Raw genomic sequence first — 14,083 nt, forward strand, 5'->3', positions numbered from 1 at the left:
CCCACTTGTTTCTCAAATAAATCCGAATATAAAAACCTTCCATGATCTACGACAAATTTAGCCAAATAACCGATGACCGCATCGTGGAATCGTTGATTGGAATGCCCAAGGCGAAGTTCACAGCCCTCGTCAAAGTATTTGAGTCGGCCGCTCAAGCCATCGATCGAGAGCGTGTCGAAAAGGGCGAGATAAAACACGTTAAACAGGGCGGCCCTAAAGGTTATCTTGATTCTTACGAGAAAAAGCTGTTTTTCGTTTTGTACTATCTGAAAACCTATCCCACTTTTGACGTTCTGGGCTTTCATTTCGGTTTTAGTGGCGGACATGCCCATGCCCACATCGACCGCTTGCTGCCGGTTTTAGTGCGAGCGTTGACAAGCCTCAACGTCATGCCGGAGCGCACGCTAACAACCCCAGAAGAATTCTCTCAACTCATTGATCAATATAAGAACATAGCGATCGATGGCGTGGAGGTCGCTTGCGTTCGACCCCAAGATGAAACTGAACAGGAAAAGCATTACAGCGGAAAAAAAAAAGACATACGCTCAAATCCCTCGTAATCTCCGACTTTAATCGAAGGATATTGTTTTTGTGTTGCATTGTGGCAGGCAGCGTACATGACTACACACTCATGAAAGACGTCTTCACACCGGGTTCAGCGTGGTTCGAGAAGGTCAATTTATGGCTTGACTTAGGATTTCTGGGCGCGGACAAAGATTATCAAAGTACCCAAATATATCTACCCCACAAGAAACCCAGAAAATCCAAGAAAAACCCTAATCCGACATTGACGCCTGAGCAGAAGAAACAGAACAGAAAACAAGCCGCCACGCGGGTCATCGTTGAGCATGCCATCGGTGGCATGAAGTTCTTCCACTGCTTGATGCATCGGATTAGAAATCATCTGGGTCACTTCGTGGATTATTTTTTCTCACTTTCCGCCGGGCTTTGGAACTACAAAATCTATTGATTTACAATTGTTTAGCATCTGAAACAACTCTAATAATCAAAATAGGATACCGTTCTATGGTTTCCGGGGTGGTGGGTCAATTTAGTTGAAAGCAGTGGCGATTAATGAAGAGGCCGATCACCCCATCGTGAAGCAACTCAGATTTTGAAAAGCAGATCGTTTTGCGAGTTAAGCGCTTGATGCGAGTGCGTAACAAAAGGTTTTTGTTTTCGATCTTTTGCGTATATTTCTTACCAATGACGTGCTGGTTTGCCGGAATGAACGCCGCATAGCTTGGCCAATCATCGGTGTAATAGGTTCGAATATTGAAAACGCGCAGATTGGCGATCAATTGTTCGCAAACGTCCTCTTTGCGCCGCCCAAACACAAATGACAAAATGCATCCGGTGGCGGCGTCGATGGCGTACCAGAGCCAACGTTGGTTCTTCTTGCGAGCCACATAGCTCCACTGTTCGTCCGCCTGAACATCCATCGGCGAATCAAAGAGATGCCTGATTTCCACGGCGATTTCCCGAGAGCTAAGGATTCACCGTGACCACTTCGGTGGACTTTTTTTCAGTGTAGACATGACTGTGTTTTTCCCAATCCCGAGAACACGAGCGGTATCTCGAATACCACTGCCATTCATCGCCATGTCAACAATCTGTTCTTTGATACCGGACTCGTAGGCCCGGTAAATGTATTCGGTCTTGAAGGTGCGCCCACAGTGCTTGCAACGAAAGCGGGGGTAACCACTCTGTGTACCATAGCGCACCACATCGGAACTTTTACAGTATTTGCACGGAATCGTTTGATAGGCCATTGGTCCAGTCAATGCTTAAGCTAAGAAATAATTGTACATTGTAGTATATAAACTACTTAAACCCACCACCGTTTCCGGCAACTCGGCCCAAGACGCTATGCCGGGCAAGGTCCGTATTCAGGAACGGGTCGCGACGACGAGAAAGCCATCCACCGGGACGCCGGCCTCGTAGCGCAGCATCTGCGGCTCGATCCGATGGGCAATAAGACCGGTGCTGGTCAATCCATGTCTTAAATATTCTTCGGTATGGCTGTATCGACCGTGGGGATTGAGCTGGTACCCCGTGGGCGGACCTTGATCGGCTGCCTCTACGGTGAAAATGAAATATCCGTCTCGTTGCAGTGCCTTTGCGACTCGATCGAAAACCTCCCGCAAATCGCCGAAGTAAACCAGTGTGTCGGCGGAAACGATCAGGTCGAATCTATCCGTGTGCCGGCCGATAAAGTCCGTCAATTCGGCCTCGATCAAGTCGTCGTACCGGCGGCGGGCGCGAGCCTTCTCCAGCATATTCGCCGACAGGTCCACACCGACCAGGCGTTCCGCGTAAGGACGCAGAAACTCCCCGCACAGCCCGGTTCCGCACCCGGCGTCGAGCACTTCCAGGCCGCCACTGTCGGGACCGTACAATGTGGCGATGGACTCCTTTACCAGTCCGGGCGCCCGATAATCCAGGGCCTTGAGTACATCATCGAAACTGTCGGCGAAACTGTCGAAGGTCATCCGCACATAATCGTCGGACGCCCGTGCCGGAGCGCACGATCCGGTATATGAATGCAGCCGATGCACCGCCAAAGGATTGGTCGGATCGTGTTCCAGCCATTGCCTAAGCGTGGGTAACGCTTCTTCAATCAGGCCTTGCAGATATAGAACGTGGCAAAGATTCTCATAGTCTTCCGAGCGATATGGCCGAAGGTTGATCGCCTTGCGGAAAGCCTCCGCAGCTTCCCCGAATTTACCCTGTTTCCGAAAGACATTTCCATAGTTGTGATAAAACCCGGCATACTCAGGCATCAATTCGATTGCCTTGGCGAACGCTTGCGCGGCTTCTTCTAATCTGTCCAGATCCTTGAGAACAGTCCCCAGATTGTTATACGCCGCAGCATTGCCGGAACTCACTTCGATTGCCCGCCGGTAAGCGGCCACCGCCTTTTCAGGCAGACCTGCCTTGTTATAAATGTTGCCGAGGTTATTATGAGCGTCGGCATAGCCCGGCGCGAGGGCTACGGCTTTTTCGATTGATTCGATAGCGACATGGTCTCTGCCTTTCCGGTGCGCGAGAATGCCATAGAAATGCAGAAATTCCGGAATATTCGGATAATTGTCCAGTAATACGTCCAAAATCCGCTCGGCATCATCGAGCCTATCCGCCTGGAGCAGGCGAATAGCGCCACTTAACGCCAACTCAGGAGTTACCTCCTCAATTCGGAAATCGGTTTCTTCTGAGTGAGACATAATCACCTGCTCGACAGACAAACTTATTAAACTGTACTCAGCTTAGCTCTGGCATGCATGGAGGTTTTTACATCCACCAGCTTATCTGCTAGTGCCTGATCAATTGTCCAGTAATCGCTGTTAAGAAAATAAACATAACCGGATCTTCGCCTGAACCTAGCCGTTATTAATAACTGCCTTTTCGGTAAAGGTCTTAGCTAGGATCCACTCTTCTTGGCAATTCAAATCAGGCTACAGGAATTCAAAACGACACTTCAGTTACATCAGTTGACAAGTTCCCTTCTCGATCTAAGATCTCTTTCTTACAAACCATAGTATGCTCGTCAACAATGGCTGGCGCTCTACATTTATCAAGAATTTGGATTGGCTTTTTATTAGGAATTCTATAAACGTAAATTGTGTGTAACAAATGATCGGCCATAGTAGCGGTTACACAACTCACTGCTAAAATGCTTGATCTCGCGGAAAATTCCGGGTCAATGCAGTCATCAAGCAAAACGAGTTTGTCTCTCGTTTTTGCAAGAATAGCGGATACTTCTATTTTCAAACCTTCTCTAATATCTTCCGGGGAATGCTGATATCGAGGCCGTACTGAAGCGACAATCAACTCATTCAAAGTTTTTGTATAAGCTAGCGCATCTTCGTAGTCCCAATTAACAACCGTATCTCTTTTATCGTATATAGATTCATCTATTAAATCGACGTGGAAGTCTAACCGGCTATTAGACATTATCGGAAACTAGCATGACAGTCTGTCATTGAATAACGAAGAGAACTAAGAGAACTAAGGGCAAGAGTATGCTTTCCTACGAAGACGTGAAGCAAAAGCCGAAGACATTGATGGCCATGACCAGTCTGAAGGCCTCCGAGTTTGAGGAACTCTTGGTTTCTTTTGCGGCGACATGGGCCGAAGAAACCGGCAGGAATCTGACTAAAGGAGGGCGTCCGCCGATTATCGCGAGCATGGCCGACCGGCTGCTGTTCATCCTGTTCTATCTGAAGACCTACCCTCTGCAAGAGGTCATCGCGCATCTGTTCGGCATGAGCCAACCCCAGGCCAACTTCACGATCCACCTGTTGAGCAGGGTGCTCAACAAGACACTTGACGCCCGCGGGCACAAGCCCGCCCGGCTCACCGAGGAGATGCTGTCCAGGCTGGAGCAGGAGGCGCGGCAGGACTTGGGCATAGACGGGACGGAAAGGCGCATCAACCGCCCCGTCAACGACCTGGGGCAACGCATCCACTACAGCGGTAAAAAAAATGCCACACTGTGAAGAACAACCTTGTCGGCGGCCTGGAGGACAGGCAGGTCAAGTACTTGGGTTCGACCCATGAGGGCAAGAAGCACGACAAGAAGATCTGCGACGAAGAAGGGACCCGGTTCCCCGACGGCGTCGAGCTGTATCGCGACAGCGGCTTCCAGGGACACGAACTGGCGAATGTCACAGTCCACCAGCCGAAGAAGAGGCCGCGCAACGGCCGGCTTTCGGCCGACGACCAGGAGGCCAACCGGCTCCACTCAAGCATCCGCGTGATCATCGAACACATCATCTCGGGAATCAAGCGGTGCCGCGTCGTCAAAGACGTGTTCAGGAACACCAAGGAAGGCTACGACGATGTCGTCATTGAATTGGCCTGCGGCCTGCACAATTACAGGAGCTACTGCCGAAACCAGAGTTATTGATAGCCGGCCTTTTCCTCTGTTCCGGTTATGAAAGGTGGTTTCCGATAATGTCTATTCATTACAATCTTACATTCTTTTATATAAGAATCCAGCACTCCTCTTGCATTCCACTTCTTCAATTCAACCCCAGCCTCGCTTTTACTTCCAATTGTCCCGCTTATTATAATAAAATAATCCCTTCTCATATTTGAACAATCATTACTACTAATAATTCTAATTCCAGCCTCTTTTCCGCCCAACGCATGGAATTTCATAATCCCTTTCGTTAAATTCTTTTCTGTTGCCAAGATAGTCATCCATGGACTACTTGCAAAAGCCGATAGTGGCGCCGAAAACAATAACATACTCGCCAATAAAGCTTCTTTCAGCTTCATAAGCCACTTTCCTTTTTTACTGAAGCTAATTCACTATTTTGGCGACTCTGAACATGGGCAACATCTTTAAAGTTTTTCCAGTCTCCTCCCCATACAAGACCTAGTTGATTAGCTTCCTCTCCCATGGCCTGCCAAAATCCATTTTTCTCGGCATCGTTACTCCACCCCCACCTTTCATCAACAATATCTGCTGCATAAGAGTTTGGGGTTCCATCTGGTAGCTGAGCATTATGAAAACTGAATTTCACTTTCGAATTTCCTTTCTTATAAAGCTCCAACTGAATTGCAACGGATCTCCATCCATAAAATATACTCGGTCGATAACCGCGCTTTTTTAGCCTATTGAGTAATATTTTACTTTTTCTCGAAAGCAGGGATTTAAACCTTCAAGCTTCTGTTCTTGTGACCACTTCGCTGGATTACCAGACCATTTATTGGCTAACGCTTCTTGCGGCGATCCATGCGCCAATGGTTGGATACAAAGTCGTTTCCAGGTTCTCCCTGTCGGATCTACGCGCCCATCCGGACTCGCCATAAATCGTGCTTGAAACTTTACGATTGCATTTATGGTATCGTCAGTACAAAAGCCTTCGGTATTGCCCGGATTATATCCGTGCATTAGAAGCATAGCTTGGACCCGCTCCACATCGGGCTTATGGTTTTTACCTCCTTTTCCGACTGATCCAATCAACTGTGTTGCATCTATTGCACCATTTCTCTTATGATGAACACTATCCATACCATACATCATACTAGATTTCGCACTTCCACATTCTACTATCGCGTATTCTTATGAACCAAGGATTACGCTATCTCTTCACAAGATAATCAAAACACATACTTAAATTCCATTTCCTCCACGCTCACATGAACCCTCTCGATAGTTTTCCCTTCCATCATCCGTACTAAAAACTCCTCGCTAATCCGGGGCAATACCGTGTTGGTCAAAATCGCATCAATCATGCGTCCGCCGCTTTCCAGTTCGGTGCAGCGGCTGGTGATGAGTTTTATCACCTCGTCGTCGTAGCTGAACGGTACCTTGTGGGTTTCCCGAATGCGCTTTTCGATGCGGCCGAGTTGCAATCGGGCAATGGCACCGATCATTTCGTCGCTCAGCGGGTAATAGGGAATCACGACGAGGCGGCCCAACAGGGCCGGCGGGAAAACCTTGAGCAGAGGCTCGCGCAAGGCCTTGGCAATACCGTCCGGTTCGGGCATCAGCTCCGGATCTCTGCACAGATTCATGATGAGGTCCGTGCCCGCGTTGGTGGTCAGGAGAATCAGGGTGTTCTTGAAGTCGATTACCCTGCCCTCGCCGTCTTCCATCCAGCCTTTATCGAACACCTGAAAGAAAATTTCGTGTACATCCGGATGGGCTTTTTCAACTTCGTCCAGCAGCACCACGCTATAGGGCCGACGCCGCACCGCTTCGGTCAGAACACCGCCCTCGCCGTAGCCGACGTAACCCGGCGGCGCACCCTTGAGCGTAGAGACGGTGTGCGCCTCCTGGTATTCGCTCATGTTGATGGTGATGACGTTCTGTTCGCCGCCGTAGAGAGCTTCCGCCAGGGCCAGGGCGGTTTCGGTCTTGCCGACGCCTGAGGTTCCGGCAAGCATAAAGACGCCGATCGGCTTGTTGGGATTGTCGAGACCGGCACGGGAAGTCTGAATACGCTTGGCGATCATTTCCAGCGCATGGCGTTGGCCGATGATGCGCTGTTCCAGGATGTCCGGCAGTCTGAGCACGGTTTCGATTTCGTTTTTCACCATGCGGCCGACCGGAACGCCCGTCCAGTCCTGCACTACCGAGGCTACGGCCTGTGCGTCGACGGTGGGCAGGATCAAGGGATGTTCGCCTTGCAATTCGTGCAACCGGTTTTGTAAGCCCTTGAGTTCGACCAGTAGCGCGTCTCGATCTGCCGCTTCGGCGGCAGGGGCCGGTTCCAACTCTTCCGCCGCCTGCTCCAGGGCGCTTCCGGTGCCTTCGACCTTTCCGGTCTGTTCCCGGAGTTGCCGGCGCAGGGCCAGAATTTTTTCGACCACTTCCTTTTCCGCAATCCAGCGCGCTTCCAATGATTCCAGCCGTTCACGTTCGGCCTCCAGTTCGGCCATCGCGCGATTTTCGCGAACCACGGTGTCGATTCCCACCGAACGTTCCCGGCCGATGATGTCCAGTTCGGTATCCAGCGCCTGTATGCGCTTTCGGCAATCGTCCACCTCCGGCGGGACGGCATGCTGGCTGATGGCCACTCGGGCGCAGGCGGTATCGAGAAGGCTGACCGCCTTATCGGGGAGCTGGCGGGCCGGAATATAACGGTGAGACAGTCTGACGGCGGATTCCAGCGCCTCGTCCAGAACCTGCACCCGATGATGCTTTTCCATTACGGAAACCACGCCGCGCATCATGCGTATGGCTTTCTCCTCGCTCGGCTCGTGCACCTGTACGACCTGGAAGCGCCGCGTCAATGCCGGGTCTTTTTCGATGTGCTTCTTGTATTCCGCCCAGGTCGTCGCCGCTACGGTCCGCAAGGTGCCGCGCGCCAGAGCCGGTTTCAACAGGTTGGCCGCGTCGCCGGTACCGGCCGCTCCCCCCGCTCCCACCAGAGTATGAGCCTCGTCGATGAACAGGATGATCGGCTTGGGCGAGGACTGGACTTCCTCGATGACTTGCCGGAGACGATTCTCGAACTCCCCTTTCATGCTCGCTCCGGCCTGTAGGAGCCCGACGTCCAGGGTACGCAGACTCACCTCCCGCAGTGGCGGAGGAACGTCGCCGGCCACGATTTTCTGGGCGAAGCCCTCGACCACGGCGGTTTTGCCGACGCCCGCCTCGCCGGTCAGGATAGGGTTATTCTGCCGGCGGCGCATGAGGATATCGATGACCTGGCGGATCTCTTCGTCACGCCCGACGATAGGGTCCATTTTTCCCTGCCTCGCCTGCTCCGTCAGGTCGACGGTAAACTGCTTGAGCGCCTCTTGCTTGCCCATGGCTGCAGGCGCCATCGCGCCGCTGGCTTCTCCGGGAACCGCACCGCCCGCCTGAAACCCGTCGGTCGCGCCCAATCCGTCTTCGGGCGAACCGGCAACGAATTCAGCCAAGCGATCGGTCAGTGCTTCGAGTCCGATTTTCTCGAATTCCTTGGAAATGCCCAGCAGTTCCCCGCGCAGTCCCCTGGTTTTCAAAATGCCGACGAGCAGGTGGCCCGAGCGGACTTGGCTTTCTCCGAACATCAGGGTTCCGTATACCCATCCACGCTCGACTGCCTCCTCGACGTGCGCAGACAGGTCGGATATGGAAGTCGCCCCTCTCGGCAAGCGATCGAGCGACTCGGTGAAGTCTTTGGCCAGGCGGCCGGGTTCGATGCCGAACTGCTTGATAAGACGGTGCAGATCCGAATCCTGGAGCTGGAGCAGCTGGTGCAGCCAATGCGCCAATTCCACGTAAGGATTGCCCCGCAATTTGCAAAACACCGTCGCGCTTTCGATGGCTTTGTAGCAAATTCGGTTAAGTTTGCCGAAAAGCTTGACCCGGCTGATTTCTCCCATGAAACGATCCCCCTCGATACGATGTCTTTTGACGGTTTAGAAAATTCAACTTAGAGCCAATATCGGTCGATCCCAAAACGCTTCGACAGGCTCAGGGCGAACGGCCTGCTATTTTCATTTCTACTCTTCGGGCGCTCGCGTGTGCTTTGCCGACGAACCCCTCGGCCCGGCGGCGGCGTCGGCAAAGGATTGCCGACGAAGGCTTGAGTCGATCTATCCTGGCTGTAGGCGCCGGCAACCTCGGCATGTACCGGCCCTCGCGGCGGACGAAATTCCTCGATGGGATTGCCGGGACCAATCAACAGTGCAGACAGACGAATCACATGGACGAACGCTGAAAAAACGGGTCCAGCATCAGTTCGTCCGCGTCCTTTTTCTCCGGTTTCGTCCCCAGCCAGGTTGTCCAACCCAGTTGCGCACCGCCGTCTAGCTGCACCGGTGGAATTTCCTGCCATCGAAGGACCAGATTGAGATCCCAGGTCAGTTCGTCGCCGACATAATTCCGGACGATGGCGATCAGCTCCCCCAAGGCTTCGCCGCCCGGCAAGAGTGCCCGATAGCGGTCCAATCCCATCGGCCCCAGCACGACACGGAACTTGTGCTGGCAGCCCCAAACCCGGGCGCCGACGACTACGGATAGTCCCAATGACGCACTATGGGGCGAGATTCCCAGACGGGACTGTTCATGGGGAGCGATCTCCATCCATTCGCCGACGAACTCCCGCACCCCGACTTTGATACCGAAAAAGCTCCCGATAAGCGCCTGCAGGCCTTCGGGATGCTTACTCTGTCCCGCGAGGAGACCGGCAAAATGAAGTTTGGCACGGTCCGGCATGGCATCCCGATTCTGAACGGACCGCACGCCGATACCGAACAAAGAACCCAAGTACGCCGCAAAACGATCCGTTTCGGGTCGATCGTGGTTCACCGTGGGCTGGGAATCGGCCCAGGCCCGATAGAACAGGCACAGCATTCGATGGTGAAACACATCCGCGAAGCGCGAAAACGTGCGATCGCCATGATGGCGCAGGCGCTCGCGTGCATATTCGCTCAAATGCAAGGGTAAGGGACCGTTGGGTCCAAACAGCCCGAGAAATTGCGCCGCAAGCCGCGGCGGAAAGCCGTGCGCGCCGGAAACGAACGAAGCCAGAGTCGATGGCGCAAAATCCAGTTCCGGCTGCTGAACCACGCGGATCGGGTCGTCGGCGGCTTTGACCGATTTTCCCAATCTCGGCTTGTTCGCATGATGGCACTCGATCAGTCGCAGCGCCTCGAAAAAGTCGAAGCGATGGGGCTCCTTCCGAAGGCGTTCGATCAGATCGTGTGTCGCTGTCCGATGCGTATCGGCCATCGCATGATCTCCCCTCGGTCCGCGGCTCTGATGGATGTTTCGGTGAACGAGTTCAAGGACACGTATCGGGCAAAGAATTGTTCGAGTACGGCGCCCAGGAGAAAACAACCCGAGCCCTCGAAAGCGGATTCGTCGAGTTCGACGACGATCTCCAAGCCGCGGCCGAAGACTATCGGTCCCGCAACGTCCACCCGCCGGACGACGTTTTTCGATCCGACCGACAGAACACCCTCGATCTGCTTGCGCACTGCCGCATCGTTCGGGTCGGCATAAAGGGCAAGCAGTTCACGAAGCGCCGCGGCACCTTCGGATTTGTTGTTGTCCATCAGGGTCAGGTAGTTGAGCGACAAATGATTGATCAGGCGCCAAGCCATTTCTCCATCCGCAGGGGATGGCCTCGGCTTGGTCGGACCCGCGAGACACCGAATCGTTTGTACCGGAGCTCCGGTCTGCAGGGTAAAGTCGGTCGCGCCCACGCCGACCGGCATCAAGAGCGGAAGATCGCGATTCGTACACAGGGTCCCCATGCCCAACTGTTTGAGATCGCTTCGATAAGGCGATTCGGCCGCATCGACCAGGGAGATGAAAAGCTCGCTGCCTATGTAACTCGAACGCATCCCCTTGCGGCGTTGCCTGGACGACAACACGCGTTTCGTACGGCGCAAGGTGTAATAGGCGTTCTCGCCACGCCGCCGATAACCGCTCCTGGATCCGTAGAACGGCTGGAATTCCTGCTCGTCAGAGGGCGTAACGCCGTAACCTGTCACCTCATTGACGGCATAGACTTCGAAGTCCATCGGCCGCGTTCGATCCGGCACGACATGATATTCCGGCACCAAATGGCTCAGATGGATACGGTCGGAACGCTTGGGAAACAAGTTGATGGCCGGCGTACAGAACAGCGAGAAATTGCCGGCATCGACGGCGTTGACGAGATACGGCTCGCTGCGCTTGAACTGAACGATGATTTCCAGCTCGGTTCCGTCATTACGGCCTACCGCTCTTTCCAGGCCGTTTAATCCGACGAACAGATAGCGATCGGGAAATGCAAAATATTCCTGCAGCAACCGATAGCCATGAAAAGAGCGTGGACCGAACGGCAATAAGGCTTCGTCATCGCCGAACCCTATCCGCGATATCGGCGCTTTATCGACGATTTCGGTCCACGCTGACGGGCGTGATGTACTCTGTATCGCCAAAGCGACGGTGTCGGCGAGCAGTTGCTCGTACAAACGAGAGGGCAGTTCGCCGGTACCACGCAAGAAGATAGGCAATCTCGCGAGTTTGAGCTGATCGAAACGCAAGCCCGCGGTCGTGCGGAAACAAAGACGTAAACCGGCCTTTACGCCGGGTTTCATCGGCACACCCAAATTGGCGACCGCGTTTGGCGTGGCCAGATATTGGGCTTCCACGAGCTGCAAAGGCCACAGCATGACATCGTGCGCGGTCCGATACTCGCACGCAGATTGTTCGCCCTTGCTGATCTGGCTTCGGAGCGAAGTGGCGCGCGGTACCAAGAATCCGTCCGCCAGAGCGCCCTCGGAAAGATCGGGCTGGAATTGCACCACGGCCATCGAAGGCGTCGGGGAGAGATAATGGGGATAAACGACTTCCAGCAAATGCTGCGTGAAGCGCGGGAATTCGGCATCGATCTTGAGTTGGACCCGCGCCGCGAGAAACGCGAATCCTTCCAGCAGGCGTTCGACGTATGGGTCGGAACACTCGAATTCGTCCAGGCCCAGGCGTCCCGCAATTTTCGGAAACTCTTTGGCGAACTCGGCGCCCATCTCCCGAATGTGCTGCAATTCGCGGTTGTAATACTGAAGTAGACGAGGATCCATGATCTATCCGTTCAAATCGGTGACCCGGGCATAGCCGGTATCGAGGTCGATTTCAGTGCGGATATAGAGGTGCAAGGGAAGCGGCTGCGCCCATAAATCGCCCTCAATGGTGAAGGTCATGGCTTTGAGATTCATGTTGTCCGAGGCGGCTACGCGAACCTTGACCGAATCCGCCAGAATCCGCGGCTCGAAATCGAGTACCGCCTGCTTGACCTTGCGTTCCAGAGCCGGGAGGTCGGCACCGGAAAGAGGGGTGCCGGCTAGGCCCGGGATACCGAAATTCAATACCGACCGTTTTACGAAAGGATACTTTTCCAGATCGACCAGCGATTCCAGAGCCGTGGTATTGAGCAGCCAAGCCAAGTCACGCAGGACACTGCGCCGTAAATTCCGGATATTCATCACTCGCTGGTCGCGCGACTCGTGCTGCTTGTCCGGCGCATCGTCGCTGAGACGGTCCAGCAGGGAAGGCTGAAGACGCTCCTTGGGCGTAAGATCAGCCATCGTCTTCGATCTCGTCCACGTTCAGGGCGAGCTCTTGAATTTCGAACAGCGAAAAATCGCTCTCGTTTGTAACCAGAACCCGTTGTCCGAGACCCAAGGAATAGCCTTCGACGGGCTCGTTCCACTCGGTTCTCCGGGCCATGCTGATTGCGCCATCGGGCGACTGCTCCGAGCCGGGGTAGCGGGCAGGAATCAAACCCACTGCGGCACCGCCATTGGCCCAGGTGAACTGAGCGGGCAGCCAAATCAAATCGCGGAGATCGCTCGGAGGTTCGAGCTCGATGCGGGCGATCCGGCAAAAAGGAATCCAGTAGTAACGGCCGTTGACGACGCCTTCGATGACCGGCCCGAGCCGGCTGTCGCTGTCGGCGATCCAGTCGAATGAATTCCCGTTTAGGGTCCCGGATGTCGCGGGCGCGGATTCGAAAGCCTGATTCCGAAGATCGAGCGCATTTGCATAGCTGCCTTGTGCGAAGAGTTTGGATGCCTCGACCAAAAGCGCGATCCATCGCTCGGGTTTGCCGAAGATCAATGGCAACACGCTGCCCTGGAAGACTTTTTCCCGAAGCCATTCGCATCGAATGGCCTCCCGGTAGGTCTGCACCATCGCGAGATTGGCCCCATCCAGATCGCCACAGACGTTCAGCTGCGTGAGAGCACGTTCCCAGCGCCCCATTAGCGCCAGCAACTGGAACAGGAATATCCGGAGTTTCACTTCGCCAGGATTTCGGCGCACCTGATCTTGAAGCTGGGCCAGTGTGTCCTCCAGGCGCCCTTCTCGAAGACTTTCTTCAGCAGACATCTAAAATCCTGTGTCGTAAGTATCCCTCAGCAGAGCCAAGGGCTTGATTTGTGAGCCGCTCAAAGCGGCTAAACAGGATCGCTAACGCGGCCCCGACTCTTTTGGGCCACCGTAACGGTGGCAATTCAACTCCATCATCATGTGCACGTGATCAGGCATTAAATGCCTCTCTCTATCCCGCCTTTCCTTTTGCGCCGCAAGTTTCCGGAATACCTCTCCCTAGTGCTTTCGCAACTGCTGATACCAGGTGCTACGCCGGCACTTTGGAATAAACACTACGTGATATTTGCACTCCCACCATGACACCCGAGCTTCCACCGAAACTTTGGTATGCTTTTCGTGCAATGTTAAGCACTTCGTCTTTAGATAACCTGGTCTTTGGGCTTTTTTTCCTACTCAGCCATTTATGAAATATATGAAACACGTTATCTACCTCATTCTATTCCTTGACGGAGATTTTTCGAACAGGAACATTTGTAGGTTGAAATCGCAATTCAAACACAATTCCTGATACCGTTCCGATAAAAAGCAAGCTGGAAGCTTCAGTGATTACACCATTTCCGGCGAAGTCTAGATCAAAGCATCCACCTTTAGTTAAAAACATATAACCACTCTATAACCTGAAATTGTATCAATCGTATTCCGCTGAACAACTGTCGGATACCATAAACTCACACCTACGCTATAGTTTCAGCTAAAGCTTCTTCAATGTAGCGATATAGGGATTAACGCATATAGGAAGCAGCGCGATCATTT

14 protein-coding genes and 2 pseudogenes are annotated in these 14,083 nt (G+C 53.4%); 4 read left to right on the plus strand and 12 right to left on the minus strand.

All coding sequences use genetic code 11. The annotated features are described in order from the left end of the window. The first annotated feature begins 41 nt into the window (after positions 1-41). Together sS8_RS05625 and sS8_RS05630 are read left to right on the plus strand one after the other, a co-directional pair. On the plus strand, positions 42-560 hold the full coding sequence (locus sS8_RS05625) for a helix-turn-helix domain-containing protein (RefSeq protein WP_119628789.1): 519 nt from the start codon (positions 42-44) through the stop codon (positions 558-560). 20 nt (positions 561-580) lie between these two features. Further along, positions 581-970 carry a transposase family protein gene (locus sS8_RS05630; protein WP_331852299.1) on the plus strand — a complete coding sequence of 130 codons (390 nt, stop codon included), beginning with the start codon at positions 581-583 and terminating at the stop codon, positions 968-970. Positions 971-1,046: 76 nt separating this feature from the next. Here sS8_RS05630 and sS8_RS05635 read toward each other — a convergent pair. From sS8_RS05635 to sS8_RS27560, 3 genes and pseudogenes are all read right to left on the minus strand, one after another. After that, positions 1,047-1,772 (minus strand): annotated as a pseudogene (locus sS8_RS05635) (IS1 family transposase). A gap of 117 nt (positions 1,773-1,889) precedes the next feature. Continuing rightward, positions 1,890-3,224 (minus strand): tetratricopeptide repeat protein, encoded by a 1,335-nt coding sequence (locus sS8_RS05640; protein ID WP_119628791.1) that lies wholly within the window; start codon positions 3,222-3,224, stop codon positions 1,890-1,892. Between the two features lie 241 nt (positions 3,225-3,465). After that, the gene (locus tag sS8_RS27560; RefSeq protein WP_145986426.1) at positions 3,466-3,954 is read right to left on the minus strand and encodes a hypothetical protein; all 489 of its coding nucleotides are present in this window, start codon (positions 3,952-3,954) and stop codon (positions 3,466-3,468) included. A gap of 68 nt (positions 3,955-4,022) precedes the next feature. Between sS8_RS27560 and sS8_RS05645 the strand changes: the two genes are divergently transcribed. Together sS8_RS05645 and sS8_RS05650 are read left to right on the plus strand one after the other, a co-directional pair. Continuing rightward, a complete protein-coding gene (locus sS8_RS05645; protein WP_119628792.1) occupies positions 4,023-4,499 on the plus strand; it encodes a helix-turn-helix domain-containing protein in 477 nt (158 codons plus the stop codon). Then, on the plus strand, positions 4,496-4,909 hold the full coding sequence (locus sS8_RS05650) for a transposase family protein (RefSeq protein WP_119628793.1): 414 nt from the start codon (positions 4,496-4,498) through the stop codon (positions 4,907-4,909). Before sS8_RS05645 ends, sS8_RS05650 begins: the two co-directional genes overlap by 4 nt. On the opposite strand, the gene sS8_RS27565 is transcribed toward sS8_RS05650, so the two are convergent. The 9 genes and pseudogenes from sS8_RS27565 to sS8_RS29025 form a co-directional block, all read right to left on the minus strand. Beyond that, positions 4,903-5,283, minus strand: a complete 381-nt coding sequence (locus sS8_RS27565; protein WP_145986427.1) for a hypothetical protein — start codon at positions 5,281-5,283, stop codon at positions 4,903-4,905. The genes sS8_RS05650 and sS8_RS27565 overlap by 7 nt on opposite strands. After that, positions 5,280-5,531 (minus strand): M15 family metallopeptidase, encoded by a 252-nt coding sequence (locus sS8_RS28595; protein ID WP_197716695.1) that lies wholly within the window; start codon positions 5,529-5,531, stop codon positions 5,280-5,282. The genes sS8_RS27565 and sS8_RS28595 overlap by 4 nt, the downstream gene beginning before the upstream one ends. An 86-nt stretch (positions 5,532-5,617) precedes the next feature. Continuing rightward, positions 5,618-6,022 carry a peptidoglycan-binding domain-containing protein gene (locus sS8_RS28600; protein WP_197716696.1) on the minus strand — a complete coding sequence of 135 codons (405 nt, stop codon included), beginning with the start codon at positions 6,020-6,022 and terminating at the stop codon, positions 5,618-5,620. Positions 6,023-6,111: 89 nt separating this feature from the next. Then, on the minus strand, positions 6,112-8,829 hold the full coding sequence (tssH, locus tag sS8_RS05660) for a type VI secretion system ATPase TssH (protein WP_119628794.1): 2,718 nt from the start codon (positions 8,827-8,829) through the stop codon (positions 6,112-6,114). Positions 8,830-9,148: 319 nt separating this feature from the next. Then, entirely contained in the window at positions 9,149-10,180 is a 1,032-nt protein-coding gene (gene tssG / locus sS8_RS05670; RefSeq protein WP_119628796.1) for a type VI secretion system baseplate subunit TssG, read from the minus strand. After that, complete coding sequence (gene tssF / locus sS8_RS05675) at positions 10,144-12,021, minus strand: type VI secretion system baseplate subunit TssF (protein ID WP_119628797.1); 1,878 nt, start codon at positions 12,019-12,021, stop codon at positions 10,144-10,146. Before tssF ends, tssG begins: the two co-directional genes overlap by 37 nt. 3 nt (positions 12,022-12,024) lie before the next feature. Continuing rightward, on the minus strand, positions 12,025-12,525 hold the full coding sequence (tssE, locus tag sS8_RS05680; protein WP_119628798.1) for a type VI secretion system baseplate subunit TssE: 501 nt from the start codon (positions 12,523-12,525) through the stop codon (positions 12,025-12,027). Then, entirely contained in the window at positions 12,518-13,327 is an 810-nt protein-coding gene (locus sS8_RS05685) for a type VI secretion system accessory protein TagJ (RefSeq protein WP_119628799.1), read from the minus strand. Before sS8_RS05685 ends, tssE begins: the two co-directional genes overlap by 8 nt. Positions 13,328-13,453: 126 nt before the next feature. Continuing rightward, positions 13,454-13,645: pseudogene (locus sS8_RS29025) on the minus strand (transposase); the annotation flags it as partial. Positions 13,646-14,083 lie beyond the last annotated feature (438 nt).

Source organism: Methylocaldum marinum (genome assembly GCF_003584645.1).
Classification (GTDB): domain Bacteria; phylum Pseudomonadota; class Gammaproteobacteria; order Methylococcales; family Methylococcaceae; genus Methylocaldum; species Methylocaldum marinum.

What these genes read in the sequence shown, in the direction of transcription:
- sS8_RS05625 (WP_119628789.1), top strand. Translation starts at nt 42, where the DNA reads ATGATCTACGACAAATTTAGCCAAATAACCGATGACCGCATCGTGGAA.
- sS8_RS05640 (WP_119628791.1), bottom strand. Translation starts at nt 3,224, where the DNA reads ATGTCTCACTCAGAAGAAACCGATTTCCGAATTGAGGAGGTAACTCCT.
- sS8_RS27560 (WP_145986426.1), bottom strand. Translation starts at nt 3,954, where the DNA reads ATGTCTAATAGCCGGTTAGACTTCCACGTCGATTTAATAGATGAATCT.
- sS8_RS05645 (WP_119628792.1), top strand. Translation starts at nt 4,023, where the DNA reads ATGCTTTCCTACGAAGACGTGAAGCAAAAGCCGAAGACATTGATGGCC.
- sS8_RS27565 (WP_145986427.1), bottom strand. Translation starts at nt 5,283, where the DNA reads ATGAAGCTGAAAGAAGCTTTATTGGCGAGTATGTTATTGTTTTCGGCG.
- sS8_RS28600 (WP_197716696.1), bottom strand. Translation starts at nt 6,022, where the DNA reads ATGGATAGTGTTCATCATAAGAGAAATGGTGCAATAGATGCAACACAG.
- tssH (WP_119628794.1), bottom strand. Translation starts at nt 8,829, where the DNA reads ATGGGAGAAATCAGCCGGGTCAAGCTTTTCGGCAAACTTAACCGAATT.
- tssG (WP_119628796.1), bottom strand. Translation starts at nt 10,180, where the DNA reads ATGGCCGATACGCATCGGACAGCGACACACGATCTGATCGAACGCCTT.
- tssF (WP_119628797.1), bottom strand. Translation starts at nt 12,021, where the DNA reads ATGGATCCTCGTCTACTTCAGTATTACAACCGCGAATTGCAGCACATT.
- tssE (WP_119628798.1), bottom strand. Translation starts at nt 12,525, where the DNA reads ATGGCTGATCTTACGCCCAAGGAGCGTCTTCAGCCTTCCCTGCTGGAC.
- sS8_RS05685 (WP_119628799.1), bottom strand. Translation starts at nt 13,327, where the DNA reads ATGTCTGCTGAAGAAAGTCTTCGAGAAGGGCGCCTGGAGGACACACTG.